This window comes from Flavobacterium sp. ALJ2, assembly GCF_015594725.1.
Taxonomy (GTDB): domain Bacteria; phylum Bacteroidota; class Bacteroidia; order Flavobacteriales; family Flavobacteriaceae; genus Flavobacterium.
This window is the reverse complement of sequence record NZ_JADNRC010000009.1, coordinates 113,272-128,789: the sequence shown is the minus strand read 5'-3', so window position 1 is coordinate 128,789 and position 15,518 is coordinate 113,272. Positions and strand designations below refer to the sequence as shown.

Here is a 15,518-nt window from a genome sequence, read left to right as displayed (position 1 = left end):
ATTGCAAAGATAAATTAAATTAATAAAGTGAGAAGAGCTAATGTAATAACAGCCAAAACAACACCTCTTGCCCTAAATTCTTTGTTTTGCTTTAAAAATACACCAAATGCTACTAAGGATAAAATTGAGCCAAGAGTAATAACTTTACTAAGATATCCGTAGTTTTTTATAATTCGGATACTTTCCATTCCGTTTAAAACATCAATATCAGTAAATAAAGCAAGAAATAGAAAACTACCTAATGCTGAAGCCATCAACCCAATAACAAAACCTATGAGTAAATCTTTTCTGTTTTTTACATTATTCATTCCACTTCCAGTTATTAAGTTGTTGCATGGTATGGTGTGCTGTTAAGTCAAATTGCACGGGTACTACAGACACATATCCGTTTTCAAGAGCCCATTCATCAGTGTCTTCTCCTTTGTCTTGGTTCACAAATTCTCCAGAAAGCCAATAGTAATCTTTTCCAGATGGTGTTTTTCTTTTGTCAAATTTCTCAATCCATTGTGCTTTCGCCTGTCGACAGATTTTAATTCCCTTGATTTCTTTTTCTTTTAATTTCGGAAAGTTCACATTTAGAACAACACCTTCAGGGAGTTTATTTTCTAGTGTTTCAAGAGTTATTTTTTTGATGAAAGATTTTATACTCTCAAAATCAGCATTCCAATCATAATCTAATAAAGAGAAACCTATTGCAGGAATCCCTTCAATGCCAGCCTCGACAGCAGCACTCATAGTTCCTGAGTAAATTACATTTATAGAAGAATTTGACCCATGGTTTACTCCCGAAACACATAAGTCGGGTTTGCGTTTTAAAATCTCATTTACAGCTAGTTTTACACAGTCAACTGGAGTTCCAGAACAACTATATTCTGTTATCGAATCGCCATCTTTGGATAATTTGTTAAGGTATAAAGTACTGTTTATGGTAATGGCATGGCCCATTGCACTCTGAGGTTTGTCTGGTGCGACAACGACTACTTCACCAATTTGTGACATTACACTAATTAAAGCTCTAATTCCAGGTGCCGAAACACCATCGTCATTAGTTACTAAGATCAAAGGTTTTTTTGAATTCATTTTTTTAAAATATAATGGAAAATACGGATGTAAGGTTTTTATTAGCAAATGTAGTGACTGAATTTCTTAAATTAGTAACAAAATGTCTTAAATTTACGAACTTGAACCTTTTATTCAATTGAAAGAAAAACTATATTTATATCTTTAACAAAAAATTGTGCGGGCCATATTTTGTTGGCATAGTTTTTACCGTAAATTAGATTAAAAAATTGATGAATGCTATTATTAAATTTATGAAACGAAATTATAAAATTATCCTAGCCGTTATTTGTTTATCTGCTACACTGTTTGCATTTAAAATTAATAGCGATAAAGGAATTGACCCAGATCCGAATAAAGATAAGTTGCTTTTGGAATTGCTTGCTTTTGTAATTGAGAAAGGACATTATGGACCACCAGCATTGAATGATGAATTCTCAAAAGGGGTTTATAAAGATTATATTGGAGCATTAGATCCATCTAAAAGATTTTTCTTGCAATCGGATATTGATGAATTTTCAAAGTACGAACTGCAATTAGATGATCAATTTGTAAATAAAGATTTGACGTTTTTCAATCTTACTTATGCTCGTTTAATGAAAAGAATGGAAGAAGGTAAAAAGAGATATAAAATCATTTTGGCTCATCCATTCAATTATAAAATAGACGAGACTTTTAGTACAGATTATGAAAATTCGCCTTATGCAAAAACTTCTGAGGAAATGGATGAGAAATGGAGAAAGCAAATTAAGCTGTCTACATTATCTTCTCTAGTTACCAAAGAGAATATTGAAACTGAAAAGAAAGAAAAAGATCCTGCTTATAAAGAAAAAACTTTTGAAGTTTTAGAGAAAGAGACGAGAGATAATTCATTAAAATCGTTAGATGAACACTTTGGCTTTATTAAAGATTTGCAAAGACGCGATTGGTTTTCGGTTTATGTAAACTCTATCATGGCTCGTTTTGATCCACATACAAGTTATTTCGCACCAGAAGAAAAAGAACGTTTTGATGTTAATATCAGTGGTAAACTTGAAGGTATTGGAGCCAAACTACAAAAGAAAAATGACTTTACAGAAATTTCAGAACTCATTTCAGGAGGGCCAGCTTGGAGAGGTAAAGAATTAGAAGCAGGGGATTTAATTATTAAAGTAGGACAAGGAAGCGATGAGCCTGTAGATGTTGTTGGTATGCGTCTTGATGATGTTGTTAAGAAAATCAAAGGGCGTAAAGGAACAGAAGTTCGTCTTACAGTTAAAAAAGTTGATGGAACAATTAAAGTGATTTCTATTATTAGAGATATTGTAGAGATAGAAGAAACGTATGCAAAGTCTAGTATTGTAGATAAAAATGGATTGAAATATGGGGTAATATATTTGCCTAAATTTTATATTGATTTTGAAAACAAAGACGGTAGAGATGCGGGGAAAGATATTGCTCTAGAAGTTGAAAGACTTAAGAAAGAGAATGTAAACGGTATTATCCTGGATGTTCGTGATGATGGGGGAGGTTCTCTATCGACAGTGGTTGATATTGCAGGATTATTTATAGAACAAGGGCCAATTGTACAGATTAAATCTGCAGGAAGAAAAAAAGAAGTTCTTTATGATCGTGATAAAAAAATAGAATGGGATGGTCCTTTAGTAATCATGGTAAATGGTTTCTCAGCTTCGGCTTCAGAAATTCTTGCCGCTGCGATTCAAGATTATAAAAGAGGTGTCATAATTGGTAGCAAGCAAACTTATGGAAAAGGTACCGTTCAAAACGTTATCGATCTAAATCAATTTGTTCGTAGTAGTGATTTAGGAGACTTTGGGGCTTTAAAAATTACAACTCAAAAGTTTTATAGAATCAATGGAGGATCTACTCAATTAGAAGGTGTACGTAGCGATATTGTTACGCCAGATCGTTATGCATATTTAAAGATGGGTGAACGTGACATTGATAATGCAATGCCATGGGATAAAATAGATCCAGCTGAGTATAGTACTTGGAATAATAATTCAAATTTTAATCAAGCTATTGCAAATAGTAAAGCTCGAATTGCTCAAAACCCTCAGTTTAAATTGATAGAGGATAATGCAAAATGGATTGATACTAAGAGTAAAGAGAATAGCTATAGTTTAAATATTGTTGATTTTAAAAAAGCTCAAACTGAGGTTGAAGTTGAGGTAAAAAAATATAAGCCAATTACGGATTATAAAAATAACCTAGAATTTACATCTTTGCCGCATGAAATAGCAGAAATGGTAAAAGATCCTTCTTTAAAAGAAAAAAGAGAAAGCTGGCATCAGGCATTATCTAAAGACATATATGTTGAAGAGGCTTTAAATGTATTAGATGATTTGCAGTCACAAAGTACAGCTAGGCAAAATTCGGTACCTGCCAGATCAAAAAAAGATAAATTAGCTTCTAAATTATAAGAGGTCAGAAAAAAAGGTAAAACTTTTTAAACAATAATTTAAATGCTCCAAAAATCATGATGATTCTTGGAGCATTTTTTATTGGTATCTTTTTAGTTAACTTTGAATATGTGTTTTCAAGGAAATTAATTTTAATGTAAAAGTATTTAGATTTAAAATAATAATTTTATGATGATTGTAAAGAGAGGATTATTGGTAATTTTTATTGTTATGTTTCTCTTTTCTTGTAAAAGAGATTTTAGTAATAGTTCTGATTCTAATACAAAAGATAGTTTAAAGGGGCAAGTAGCCTTGTATGAAGATGATAATATTGAGTTTGATTACTTGCCTACCTCTACAACTAATCAAATCGTAAAACACGATTATTATACACTTTCTTATAATGAAAAGTTTGAACAGGCAGAATGGGTAGCATATGAGTTAAAGAAGAATTATATCAAGAATAATGATTTTAAGAGACCTTACTTTAATGAGGACCCAAAAGTAACTACTGGTTCTGCAGATTGGCGAAATTACAAACAATCTGGCTATGATAAAGGACATCTTTGCCCGGCTGGAGATATGGAGTTTGATAAAAAAGCATATGAAGATACTTTTTTGACTTCGAATATTTCACCCCAAGTGCATGAATTTAATGATGGAATCTGGAATAGATTAGAGCAGAAAGTACGCTATTGGGCTGTAGAGTATGATGGGATTTATGTTGTAACTGGTGGAGTACTTACGGATGCTAGTGTTACTATTGGAAAAGAAAAAGTGCTAGTGCCTAAATATTTTTATAAAGTAGTCTTAGATGAGACTAATGGAGAATTTAAAATGATTGCTTTTTTGATTCCGAATGAAAAAAGTGAAAGACCTTTGTATGACTTTGTAGTTTCAGTAGATAGTATCGAAAAACTTACAGGCATAGATTTCTTTCCTCATTTAGATGATAAAATCGAAGAGGAGTTAGAGAAAAATACAAATTATAAATCTTGGTTTTTTTAGTTTAGCGAGATTAAAACTACCACTCATTTACTTTATTAGCATCCATTTTCAGGAAAATAAAGAGCAAAATAGTGAATCCCCATAAGCCAGAACCTCCATAGGAGAAGAAAGGAAGAGGGACTCCAATAGTAGGGAAAATACCAATTACCATAGCAATATTCACAAAAAAGTGGATAAACAAAATACTAGCAACACAATATCCATATACGCGGCTAAACTTTGTTTTTTGCCTTTCGGCTAAATAAATAACCCTTAAGAATAGCCCAACAAATAATCCAATAACGACAACAGAACCTGCAAATCCCCATTCTTCGCCTACAGTGGTAAAGATATAATCGGTATGTTGCTCAGGTACAAAGCCTCCTTTAGTTTGAGTGCCTTCCAGAAAACCTTTTCCTATCCAACCACCAGATCCAATAGCAATTTCAGATTGATTGGTGTTATATCCAATCCCTTTCATATCGACTGTTTTTCCTAGTAAAATATTAAAGCGATCTCGGTGATGTTGTTTAAAAACGTTGTCAAAAACATAATCTACAGATAGTACGAATCCAGATATAATGGCTAATAAAATAGTACTTAGAATTAGATTTCTATCAACAGTTCTACCTTTAAAATGCATAATTATTAGTATCAATAGCGATATGAGTATTACGTATTCTGGTTCCAGAACGAGTGTTAATACAAATAGTGTTATTGCAATAAAGCCAGTCCATATATACCAAGAAGGGAGTCCTTCACGATACAAAACAAGTAAAAAGATACAGTATATTAGGGCACTTCCAGGGTCTGGTTGTGGAAGAATTAACAATACAGGCAAAAATACAATTGCAAGCGCCTGTACTTGTCTATTTACATCTTTAAGACTTACTTGTGTATCACTTAGGTATTTTGCTAAAGCTAATGCGGTAGCCGATTTTGTAAACTCTGAAGGTTGTAATGTAAAACTTCCAATTGCATACCAACAACGTTGTCCTGCGATAGTTTTTCCGAAAAAGAATAATCCAACGAGTGATAATAAAGCAACGCCAAAAATGATACTGGCATATTTTTCATAGAATTTACCATCGACAAATAGAACGATGAAAATTAAAGGAATCGTTAGTAAAATAAAAATTAACTGTTTCTCATAAGTACCATCTGTAGAGGATAGGGAAGAAGAGTATATGTTTAACCATCCCATTACCACTAATGCGATATAGATGATTACACTTATCCAGTCAATATTACTTTTTACACTTTGATTTTTCATTTGAAATGAATCTCTTTATTAATTTTCTTGAGTTGTGTCTGCTTTTGTTATTTTAACCTCCTTAGGTATAGGTTTATTCATTTTAGCCTTCATAACAGAATCTTTAGGAGTGGTTTCGATTAAACTAGCTGCTGCCATTCCACCTAATTTTGCATATTGATCTTTCAAGCTGGTGTTTAAAATACGAATTTCTAAATCATTTCGGGTGATTTTTTTACGAAGGTATTTCTCAATCATCAAACTAGCAATAGGACCAGCAATTGTAGCTCCAAATCCACCATTTTCAATCATTACTGCTATAGCAATTTTCGGATTATCTTTAGGTGCAAATGCCACAAATATGGAGTGGTCTTTAAGTTGTGTTCTTTTGCCATTAATTTTAGCAAAATTCTCTGCAGTACCTGTTTTTCCACAAATATCGATACCTTCAACACGTAGCCTACTAGCAGTTCCTTTGTTGTAAACATCAAATAATCCGCTAATTATAGGAGGGAAATACTTTTTATCTATGGTTGTTTCGTGTTTAGTTGTGAATTTAGGATCGATTTTTTCTCCTTCAATTTTTTTAATGATATGAGGTGTGAAATAATATCCTTGATTGGCTATTGTAGCCATCATATTTGCTAACTGAATTGGTGTCATTAAAACTTCACCTTGTCCTATAGAGTTGGATACAATTGTTGTGCTTCTCCAACCTCCGTTAGGATAGATCTTCTTATATGTTTTAGAGGTTGGTATGTTTCCTCTTTTACCTGTTGGTAGATCATATCCCATAAACTGACCTAAGCCAAAGCTTTTTACGTGATTGCTCCAAACATCAACTGCATAAGCAGGATTGTTGTATTTGTTTATGGTAAGCATGTAAGTTTGGGCGAAATACGTATTACATGAATTGTAAATACCATTATGCAACTGTTGGTTTGGTGCGTGGTTATGACATTTCATAAAACGACCTCTTCCATAACTGAACCCATGATGACAAAAAAACGTTGTGTTCTCGTCTATTACTTGTTCTTGTAAACCAATTAATCCTGTTAAAATTTTGAAAGGTGAACCTGGGGGATATTCTGCAAGTAATCCACGGTCATATAATGGTTTTGCAATCGAGTCATGATATAATAAAGTATAGTTTTTAGAACGCTGTCTTCCAACTAATATTCCAGGGTCGTAAGAAGGAGCAGTCACTAGTGCTAAAATTTCACCAGTTTTTGGTTCCAATGCAACAATTCCACCTCTTTTGTTAATCATTAACTCTTCACCGTATTTTTGAAGCTCAGCATCAATTGTTATGTTGATGTCTTCTCCTTGTACGGCAATTGTATCATATTTTCCGTCTTTATACGAGCCTATTTCTCTGTTGTATTTGTCTTTTTGAATATATTTCACACCTTTAATTCCGCGTAAAACATCTTCATAGCTTTGTTCAACACCTTGTTTTCCAATCAAATCTCCGCTATTGTAATACGGGTTTTTGGCTACTAATTTCTCGTCTACCTGAGTAATGAAACCAAAAATATTAGCACCATAATCTACTTCGTAGTCACGTAATGATCTTTTTTGGAAATAAAAGCCTTCAAATTTTCTAATCTTTTCTTGAAAAGCAGCAAATTCACTTTTGTTTAGCTGTGCTAAAAATACAGATGGTAATCTAGGGCTATATACTTTAGCCTTCTCAATTTTTTTAATAAAATCTTCTTTGGTGACATTTAGGAGCTGACAAAACTCTAAAGTGTCTATGTTTTTTATCTCTCTAGGGATAACCATGATATCGTAGGAAGCTTGATTGGCAACCAATAATTTACCATATCTATCATATATGTAGCCTCTTTCGGGATAGTCGTATTTTATTTTTATAGCGTTATTCTCTGATTTTAGTTTAAAAGAATCGTCTATAATTTGTAAATAGAATAAGCGAATTACTAGCAAAGATGCTGCAATGATTATTAAAGAGGGCAGCAGAACTTTTCTCATCTTCTGTTTGGCTTAATAAGATATATTATTATGATACAAGTTATAATGGTAAATATTGTACTGAATAAGGTTCGTAGTAAAATGTCTATAATGAAGCTAAATTGAAAAGCTTCAAGTGTAAAGAGTATTATATGATGTATTAATACTGATACTAATATAAATGAAAATCGTTCAGGAGTTAAAGAGTCATTTAGTTTTATAGTTTGGTATTCATAGCTTAAACCAAATGAGAATTTGAATATATATGGCCTGTAATAGGCAAGAATTAAACAAGCCGTGGCATGTATTCCTCCCGAATTACAAAACATGTCCATAACAAGGCCAAGTAAAAAACTAGATGCTAAAAGCCCAGATTTGTTTCCGTTTACGGGATATAGAATTATATATAATATATAAGGAAACGGACTTATATAGCCTAAGAAATTCATATTATTAAAAATGATAATTTGAATTGCCAATAGCAGGATAAATCGAGAAATATTGATTAACAATGCGCTATTCATCTTTTTCTCTTTTTTCTAGTTTAATAAGCTCTTCTCTATCTCTACTTTTAATAATATATACATGTCCTAAATTCGTCATATCATTAAATAACTTGACGTTGATAGTGTAATAATTTGTTTCTTTTGAGGTGTATATATTCTCAACAGTGCCAATTCCAATATTTTCTGGGAAAATTACAGACTGACCACCAGTTACAATTGTATCTCCTTTACGAACAGAAGCCAATCTAGGAACATCTATTAATTGAACAAAGCCAGTGCTTTTTCCATTCCAAATTAATGAACCAAAGTGATTGGATTTCTTTATTTTGGCATTAATTTGAGATTTTATATTAAGAATACTAACCACAGTTGCATATCTTGGTGATGTTTTATCTACAATACCAATAATTCCTAAGCTGTTAATTACTCCCATATCAGGTTTAACCCCATCATTAGAGCCTGAGTTTATTGTAATGTAGTTTTCATGTACATTATATGAGTTATGTATCACTTTCGAAACAATAATGTCGGCAGGTTTAACACCTTTGATGCTGTCAGGAAGAGGTAATTTTATGGTGTCTTCGGCATTGAATAAAAGACTTTTTAGTCTTGCGTTTTCAAGTACCAATTCGTCGTTTTGTTCTCTTAGATTCAAATACTCATTTATGTTGTTTATTTTTTCATAAACACCACCGCTCAAGAAATTAGCGGAACTAATTACTCTGCTTTTGTGAAAAGAGTGAGATTGAATAGAGAGACCCAACGAAATACCTAAAAGCAGCAAAAACAGCAACCGATTACTGTTCTTTATTATAAAATTAAATATTTGCTGCATTTCTTGCTTGGTTATTTTGTTTCAGGATATGCTTTAAGTTTCAAAATTTCTTCAGAACTAAGTTTTATAAGTTTTAGCTCTGAAGAAATGTATAGTAATTAAGTATCTTATTTGATTAAGATACTCTTAAATTTTGCAATGTTTTTTAGTGCCATTCCAGTACCGCGAACTACTGCTCTTAATGGATCTTCAGCAATGTAAACAGGTAAATCTGTTTTTAGTGAAATTCTTTTGTCAAGACCTCTTAACATAGATCCTCCACCTGCAAGATAAATACCTGTATTGTATATATCAGCTGCTAACTCAGGAGGTGTTTGAGATAATGTTTCCATTACAGCATCTTCAATTCGTTGAATCGATTTGTCTAATGCTTTGGCAATTTCTCGGTAAGATACATCTACTTGTTTTGGTTTACCAGTAAGTAAATCTCTACCTTGAACTGACATGTCTTCTGGAGGTCCATCTAAATCTTCGATAGCTGCTCCAATTTGAATTTTTATTTTTTCTGCGGTACTTTCTCCAACAAATAAGTTGTGTTGTGTGCGCATATAATAAACAATATCATTTGTAAATACGTCACCAGCAATTTTTACTGATTTGTCGCATACAATTCCGCCTAATGCAATTACTGCAATTTCAGTTGTTCCACCACCAATATCTACAATCATGTTACCTTTAGGTTGCATAATATCAATACCAATACCAATAGCAGCGGCCATAGGTTCGTGAATCAAATAAACTTCTTTACCGTTTACTCTTTCACACGATTCTTTTACAGCACGCATCTCAACTTCGGTAATTCCAGAAGGAATACATACTACCATACGCAAAGCAGGAGTAAACATTCTCTTTTTTAATGCAGGAATACTCTTGATGAACATATTGATCATTTTTTCGGAAGCATCAAAGTCGGCAATAACCCCGTCTTTAAGTGGCCTTATGGTCTTTATGTTTTCATGGGTTTTACCTTGCATCATATTGGCTTCCTTACCAACAGCAATAATTTTGCCTGATATTCTATCACGTGCCACGATTGAAGGACTGTCAATAACTACTTTATCATTATGTATGATTAAAGTGTTTGCGGTACCAAGGTCTATCGCAATATCCTCGGTCATGAAATCAAAAAATCCCATAAGTTTTTTAGGGGTTTAAAAGTTATAAATTAGTAACGTACAAAGTTAAACAAATTAATGTTTAAAATGACGTGTTCCTGTAAATACCATTGCAACTTTATTTTCATTGCAATAATTTATGCTTAATTCGTCTTTTATTGATCCACCTGGCTGAATTACAGCGGTAATTCCTGCTTTTTTGGCTAATTCAACACAATCCGGAAAAGGGAAAAATGCATCACTTGCCATCGAAGCTCCATTTAAATCAAATCCAAATGCTTTTGCTTTGTCAATTGCTTGAACTAAAGCATCTACTCGAGAGGTTTGTCCCGTTCCAGATGAAATTAAAGTTCCGTTTTTTGCAAATACGATTGTATTCGATTTTGTGTTCTTACAAATTTTTGAAGCAAATAGTAAATCCTCTACTTCTTGTTCTGTAGGAGTTGTAATTGTAACGGTTTTTAAATGCGCTTTATTGTCGGTGATACTATTTTTATCTTGAACTAAAAGTCCGTTCAAGCAAGTTCTAACTTGTCTTGTAGGTAATTCCACTTCATTTTGAACCAATATAATTCTGTTTTTCTTTTCTTCTAGAACTGCAATAGCTTCATTGTCATAACTTGGAGCGATTACAACTTCGCAAAACAATTTATTTATTTCTTGAGCAGTTGCTAAATCAATATTTGTGTTCGAAATTAAAACTCCACCAAATGCCGAAGTCGGATCACAAGCCAAAGCAGCTAAGTAAGCCTCGCTGATTGTTTTTCTTGTAGCCAAGCCACATGCATTATTGTGTTTTAAGATTGCAAACGTAGGGCCATCAGTTTTAAATTCTGCAATTAAGTTAACAGCAGCATCAACATCAAGTAAGTTATTGTAAGATAGCTCTTTTCCGTGTAATTTTTTGAACATTGCGTCAAATTCTCCAAAGAAAAATCCTTTTTGATGTGGGTTTTCTCCATATCGTAATACTTGCCCTTCAGCAATACTTTCTTTGTAGATAGTATCGTCAGTATTGAAATAATTAAAAATTGCAGTATCGTAATGAGATGAAACGTGAAAAGCCTTTGTAGCAAGCAATCTTCTGTTTTCAAGAGTAGTTGCTCCGTTTTGCTCCGTAATTAAATCTAACAATAAACTGTATTCATTTACCGAAGCAATAATAACAGTGTCTTTAAAGTTTTTTGCAGCAGCACGAATTAATGAAATTCCACCAATATCGATTTTCTCGATGATGTCAGTTTCGCTAGCGCCAGATGCAACCGTTTTTTCGAACGGATATAAGTCAACAATTACTAAATCAATTTGAGGAATGTCAAACTCCTTCATTTGTTGCACATCGCTTTCGTTGTCTTGGCGATTTAAAATCCCACCAAAAATTTTCGGGTGTAAGGTTTTAACTCTTCCACCAAGAATTTCAGGAAATGAAGTTATGTCTTCAACAGGAACTACAGGAATTCCCAAGTTTTTAATAAAATCTTCTGTTCCTCCAGTTGAGTAAAGGGTTACTTTTTGCTCGTGCAGTTTTCTTACAATAGGTTCAAGACCTTCTTTCGAAAAGACTGAAATTAATGCTGATTGAATAGTTTTTGTTGTGCTCATTGTGTAGTTATGATTATAAAAGTGCAAAAATAGTTTTTTTTGATTATAAAAATCAACATTTTATGTAACATTATCTTAAAAATAACTACCTATTAGTAAGTGAATTTTTATTAGGTTTTTGACTAAAATTTATTGAATTTTACTTTAATGTAAATTTAAAATCTATGTTGCTTTATTTTCGATTATTAAAAGAAAGTTTTGGTTTTGCGATGAATGCTTTGCGAAGTAACAAACTAAGAACACTGTTGTCCTTGTTGGGTGTTACAATTGGTATTTTTTCGATTATTGCCGTACTTGCAGCAGTAGATTCTTTGAACAGAAAAATCACTAAGGATTTAAGTAGCTTAGATAAAAACACTATTTATTTGATGAAATTTCCATTCGGACCGTCGGATATTCCACAATGGAAAAGAGAGCAATTTCCCAATGTAAAATATGATGAATATACCTATTTAAAAAACTCACTTACAAATACAAATCAAGTCGCATACCAACTTTTTGTAAAAAAAGAGAGTTTAAAATACGATTCAAAAACTGTGAGTGATGTAAATGTAGTTCCTGTTTCGTATGAATTTATTGAAATTGAAGGATTGGATTTTGAGAAAGGCCGTTTTTATAATGAACCAGAATCAAATTCTGGGACGCCAGTTATTGTTTTGGGATATGATATTGCCGAAGGACTATTTGGAGATTCAGAACCTGTCGGAAAAAATATTCGTTTGTATGGACAGCGTTTTGTAGTTATTGGTGTCATAAAAAAACAAGGCGCAGGTTTGTTTGGAAATAGTAACGATACATCGGTATTTTTTCCAGCAAATTTTTTACGCCGTATGTATGGAGATAATAATGATGGAATAACTCCTGTAATTGTTTTAAAACCCGAAAAAGGAATTGATATGGATGCCTATAAAGCTGAAGTATCTCAAAAATTAAGAGCCTTTCGTGGATTAAAAGTAGGCCAAATTGATAATTTCTTTGTTAATGTGTTTTCTGGATTTACGGATTTTATAGATGGGATTATCGGACAGATGAATTTGATGGGCTGGATAATAAGCGGATTTTCTCTTCTTGTGGGCGGATTTGGAATCGCTAATATTATGTTTGTTTCTGTAAAAGAAAGAACCAGTCTTATAGGAATTCAAAAATCTTTAGGAGCTAAAAATAAATTTATCTTGTTTCAGTTTTTGTTCGAAGCAATAATTCTTTCAGTAATTGGCGGAGCAATTGGATTAATTCTGGTTTGGATAATTTCTGTAATTCTTACCAAAGCACTCGATTTTGAGTTTGTTCTCGGAATGGGGAATATTCTTCTCGGAACAGGACTTGCAGCATTAATCGGATTAATAGCTGGAATTCTTCCTGCAATCTCTGCTTCCAAATTAGATCCTGTTGAAGCAATTAGAACTGGAATGTAGTTTTTTGTGGTTCAAAGACTTAAACGAACAAAGGTTCAATGTTTTTTATTTAGATTGGTTGTCTTATTTCTAAATTTCGAAAAGTAGTTTTACTTTTATAGAATTCCGTTGAAATGTTTTTTATATTTAATAGCCTCCAGCTTTAGCTGGAGATATAAATGTTGATTAAGAAAAGGCTTTAGCCAAATGATTTTAATTCATATTTTATCAATTTGCAAAACTCTATTATATCAAAAATCCCAAGAAAATTTCTTGGGATTTTTGGTTTTTTTAGAAGTTTGAAAAACTATCTAATTGTATTGTTTTGAATCAAATCAATATACAAGTTAATCTTGTCTTTTAATTCTTTTCTAGGTGTTATAAAGTCTAAAAAGCCATGTTCTAAAAGGAATTCAGCAGTTTGAAAACCTTCAGGTAGATCTTTTCCTGTAGTATCTCTTACAACTCTTGGTCCAGCAAATCCTATTAAAGCGCCTGGTTCAGAAATATTGATATCTCCTAGCATAGCATAAGATGCGGTTGTTCCTCCTGTTGTTGGGTCAGTACATAAAGAGATGTAAGGTAATCCAGCTTCGGCAAGCTGAGCTAGTTTTACAGATGTTTTAGCTAACTGCATTAAAGAGTAAGCAGCTTCCATCATACGTGCTCCACCTGATTTTGAAATCATAACAAAAGGCATTCTGTTTTTGATTGCGTGGTTAATTCCTCTTGCAATTTTTTCCCCCACAACAGCTCCCATAGAGCCACCAATAAAGGCAAAGTCCATACAGCAGATAACAACATCTTTCCCTTTTGATTTTCCAACTCCAGTACGCACAGCGTCTTTAAGTTGGGTTTTTTCCATAACATCTTTTAATCGGTCTGCATATTTTTTTGTATCAACAAAATGCAGAGGATCTTTAGAAGTAAGGTTTTTATCTAATTCAACAAATTCATTATTGTCAAATAAAATTTCAAAATAGATTGCGCTTCCAATTCTAACATGGAAATCATCTTCTGGGCTTACAAATAAGTTACGAGCCAACTCATCAGCATCAATAATTTTTCCTGTTGGAGATTTGTACCAAAGTCCTTTAGGGACATCCATTTTGTCTTCGGTAGCAGTTGTAATCCCTTTTTCGTGTCTTTTAAACCAAGCCATTTGTTTAGTATTCAGTGTTCAGTAATCAAATTTAAGCATTCAGTTTTTTTATAGTTTAGTTTCAAGTGTTCAGTAGGTCTTTCAACCGAATACTTGAAACTATAAACTGAGCACTTTTTACAAAGTATTTACGTTATTCAAATCAGCAAAAGCTTGTTCAAGTCTTGCGTTGAATGTTACTTCACTTTCGCGTACCCATCTTCTTGGGTCGTAATATTTTTTATTAGGAACATCAGCACCTTCAGGGTTACCAATTTGAGTTTTTAAATAGTCAATGTTTTTAACCATATAATCACGAATTCCTTCAGTATATGCAAATTGTAAATCGGTATCGATATTCATTTTGATAACTCCGTATCCGATTGCTTCTCTAATTTCTTCAAGTGTAGAACCTGAACCTCCGTGGAAAACGAAATCTACTGGGTTATGACCAGTTTTAAATTTGTTTTGAACAAAATCTTGAGAGTTCTTTAAGATTTTTGGAGTTAATTTTACATTACCTGGTTTGTAAACACCGTGAACATTACCAAATGCAGCAGCAATTGTAAATTTAGGGCTTATTTTAGATAATTCTTCGTAAGCATAAGCTACTTCCTCTGGTTGTGTGTATAATTTTGAGCTATCTACATCAGAGTTGTCAACACCATCTTCTTCACCACCTGTAATTCCAAGTTCGATTTCAAGAGTCATTCCTATTTTGCTCATTCTAGCTAAATAACTTTTACAGATTTCGATGTTTTCTTCGATTGGCTCCTCAGACAAATCGATCATATGAGAACTGTATAATGGTTTTCCTGTTTCAGCAAAATGTTTCTCGGAAGCATCTAATAAGCCATCAATCCAAGGTAATAATTTTTTAGCACAGTGGTCAGTATGTAAAATTACTGTAGCGCCGTAAGCTTCTGCTAAAGTATGAATATGTTTTGCTCCAGCAATTCCACCTGCGATTGCTGATTTTTCATTGGCATTAGATAAGCCTTTTCCAGCATTAAATTGAGCCCCACCGTTAGAAAATTGAATAATAACTGGCGCATTCAGTTTTGCTGCAGTTTCAAGAACTCCATTGATTGTACTTGATCCAGTAACGTTTACTGCAGGAAGTGCAAATCCTTTTTCTTTTGCATAATTAAAAATTTCTTGTACTTGATCTCCTGTAGCTACTCCTGGTTTAATATTGTGTGCCATTGTAATTCTTTTTTAGTTGTTTTTTAGTTTTTAGTTTGCAAAAATAAG

Annotated in this window: 13 protein-coding genes; 3 read left to right on the top strand and 10 right to left on the bottom strand. The window is 32.8% G+C overall.

What is annotated here, in order from left to right:
* Positions 1 to 14: 14 nt before the first annotated feature.
* Both IUY40_RS12070 and surE read right to left on the bottom strand, forming a co-directional pair.
* Complete coding sequence (locus tag IUY40_RS12070; RefSeq protein ID WP_195737120.1) at positions 15 to 308, bottom strand: hypothetical protein; 294 nt, start codon at positions 306 to 308, stop codon at positions 15 to 17.
* On the bottom strand, positions 301 to 1,080 hold the full coding sequence (gene surE, locus IUY40_RS12065) for a 5'/3'-nucleotidase SurE (protein ID WP_195737119.1): 780 nt from the start codon (positions 1,078 to 1,080) through the stop codon (positions 301 to 303). The genes IUY40_RS12070 and surE overlap by 8 nt, the downstream gene beginning before the upstream one ends.
* 212 nt (positions 1,081 to 1,292) lie before the next feature.
* Here surE and IUY40_RS12060 point away from each other — a divergent pair, with 212 nt between their 5' ends.
* Positions 1,293 to 3,482: a carboxy terminal-processing peptidase gene (locus IUY40_RS12060; RefSeq protein WP_195737118.1), complete on the top strand. Its 2,190-nt coding sequence runs from the start codon at positions 1,293 to 1,295 to the stop codon at positions 3,480 to 3,482.
* A gap of 171 nt (positions 3,483 to 3,653) precedes the next feature.
* Complete coding sequence (locus IUY40_RS12055) at positions 3,654 to 4,469, top strand: DNA/RNA non-specific endonuclease (RefSeq protein ID WP_195737204.1); 816 nt, start codon at positions 3,654 to 3,656, stop codon at positions 4,467 to 4,469.
* Between the two features lie 16 nt (positions 4,470 to 4,485).
* Here IUY40_RS12055 and rodA read toward each other — a convergent pair whose 3' ends face one another.
* The 6 genes from rodA to purH form a co-directional block, all read right to left on the bottom strand.
* Positions 4,486 to 5,721 (bottom strand): rod shape-determining protein RodA, encoded by a 1,236-nt coding sequence (gene rodA / locus IUY40_RS12050; protein ID WP_195737117.1) that lies wholly within the window; start codon positions 5,719 to 5,721, stop codon positions 4,486 to 4,488.
* An 18-nt stretch (positions 5,722 to 5,739) separates the two neighbouring features.
* Positions 5,740 to 7,692 carry a penicillin-binding protein 2 gene (gene mrdA, locus IUY40_RS12045; protein ID WP_195737116.1) on the bottom strand — a complete coding sequence of 651 codons (1,953 nt, stop codon included), beginning with the start codon at positions 7,690 to 7,692 and terminating at the stop codon, positions 5,740 to 5,742.
* Complete coding sequence (locus IUY40_RS12040; protein WP_195737115.1) at positions 7,689 to 8,195, bottom strand: rod shape-determining protein MreD; 507 nt, start codon at positions 8,193 to 8,195, stop codon at positions 7,689 to 7,691. The genes mrdA and IUY40_RS12040 overlap by 4 nt, the downstream gene beginning before the upstream one ends.
* Positions 8,188 to 9,012, bottom strand: coding sequence for a rod shape-determining protein MreC (mreC, locus tag IUY40_RS12035; RefSeq protein WP_195737114.1), 825 nt, complete (start codon positions 9,010 to 9,012; stop codon positions 8,188 to 8,190). Before mreC ends, IUY40_RS12040 begins: the two co-directional genes overlap by 8 nt.
* A 107-nt stretch (positions 9,013 to 9,119) precedes the next feature.
* Positions 9,120 to 10,148, bottom strand: a complete 1,029-nt coding sequence (locus IUY40_RS12030) for a rod shape-determining protein (protein WP_026983887.1) — start codon at positions 10,146 to 10,148, stop codon at positions 9,120 to 9,122.
* Between the two features lie 54 nt (positions 10,149 to 10,202).
* A complete protein-coding gene (gene purH, locus IUY40_RS12025) occupies positions 10,203 to 11,729 on the bottom strand; it encodes a bifunctional phosphoribosylaminoimidazolecarboxamide formyltransferase/IMP cyclohydrolase (protein ID WP_195737113.1) in 1,527 nt (508 codons plus the stop codon).
* 164 nt (positions 11,730 to 11,893) lie between these two features.
* Here purH and IUY40_RS12020 point away from each other — a divergent pair, with 164 nt between their 5' ends.
* Entirely contained in the window at positions 11,894 to 13,144 is a 1,251-nt protein-coding gene (locus IUY40_RS12020; protein ID WP_195737112.1) for an ABC transporter permease, read from the top strand.
* A 286-nt stretch (positions 13,145 to 13,430) separates the two neighbouring features.
* On the opposite strand, the gene accD is transcribed toward IUY40_RS12020, so the two are convergent.
* On the bottom strand, positions 13,431 to 14,285 hold the full coding sequence (accD, locus tag IUY40_RS12015) for an acetyl-CoA carboxylase, carboxyltransferase subunit beta (RefSeq protein ID WP_195737111.1): 855 nt from the start codon (positions 14,283 to 14,285) through the stop codon (positions 13,431 to 13,433).
* A 117-nt stretch (positions 14,286 to 14,402) separates the two neighbouring features.
* Positions 14,403 to 15,470, bottom strand: coding sequence for a class II fructose-bisphosphate aldolase (gene fbaA / locus IUY40_RS12010; RefSeq protein ID WP_195737110.1), 1,068 nt, complete (start codon positions 15,468 to 15,470; stop codon positions 14,403 to 14,405).
* Between the last annotated feature and the right edge of the window lie 48 nt (positions 15,471 to 15,518).

Excerpts from the sequence above, each read along its gene's own strand:
- surE (WP_195737119.1), bottom strand. The coding sequence starts at position 1,080 with ATGAATTCAAAAAAACCTTTGATCTTAGTAACTAATGACGATGGTGTT.
- IUY40_RS12020 (WP_195737112.1), top strand. The coding sequence starts at position 11,894 with ATGTTGCTTTATTTTCGATTATTAAAAGAAAGTTTTGGTTTTGCGATG.
- purH (WP_195737113.1), bottom strand. The coding sequence starts at position 11,729 with ATGAGCACAACAAAAACTATTCAATCAGCATTAATTTCAGTCTTTTCG.
- mreC (WP_195737114.1), bottom strand. The coding sequence starts at position 9,012 with ATGCAGCAAATATTTAATTTTATAATAAAGAACAGTAATCGGTTGCTG.
- IUY40_RS12030 (WP_026983887.1), bottom strand. The coding sequence starts at position 10,148 with ATGGGATTTTTTGATTTCATGACCGAGGATATTGCGATAGACCTTGGT.
- rodA (WP_195737117.1), bottom strand. The coding sequence starts at position 5,721 with ATGAAAAATCAAAGTGTAAAAAGTAATATTGACTGGATAAGTGTAATC.
- fbaA (WP_195737110.1), bottom strand. The coding sequence starts at position 15,470 with ATGGCACACAATATTAAACCAGGAGTAGCTACAGGAGATCAAGTACAA.
- IUY40_RS12070 (WP_195737120.1), bottom strand. The coding sequence starts at position 308 with ATGAATAATGTAAAAAACAGAAAAGATTTACTCATAGGTTTTGTTATT.
- IUY40_RS12060 (WP_195737118.1), top strand. The coding sequence starts at position 1,293 with ATGAATGCTATTATTAAATTTATGAAACGAAATTATAAAATTATCCTA.
- mrdA (WP_195737116.1), bottom strand. The coding sequence starts at position 7,692 with ATGAGAAAAGTTCTGCTGCCCTCTTTAATAATCATTGCAGCATCTTTG.
- IUY40_RS12055 (WP_195737204.1), top strand. The coding sequence starts at position 3,654 with ATGATTGTAAAGAGAGGATTATTGGTAATTTTTATTGTTATGTTTCTC.
- accD (WP_195737111.1), bottom strand. The coding sequence starts at position 14,285 with ATGGCTTGGTTTAAAAGACACGAAAAAGGGATTACAACTGCTACCGAA.
- IUY40_RS12040 (WP_195737115.1), bottom strand. The coding sequence starts at position 8,195 with ATGAATAGCGCATTGTTAATCAATATTTCTCGATTTATCCTGCTATTG.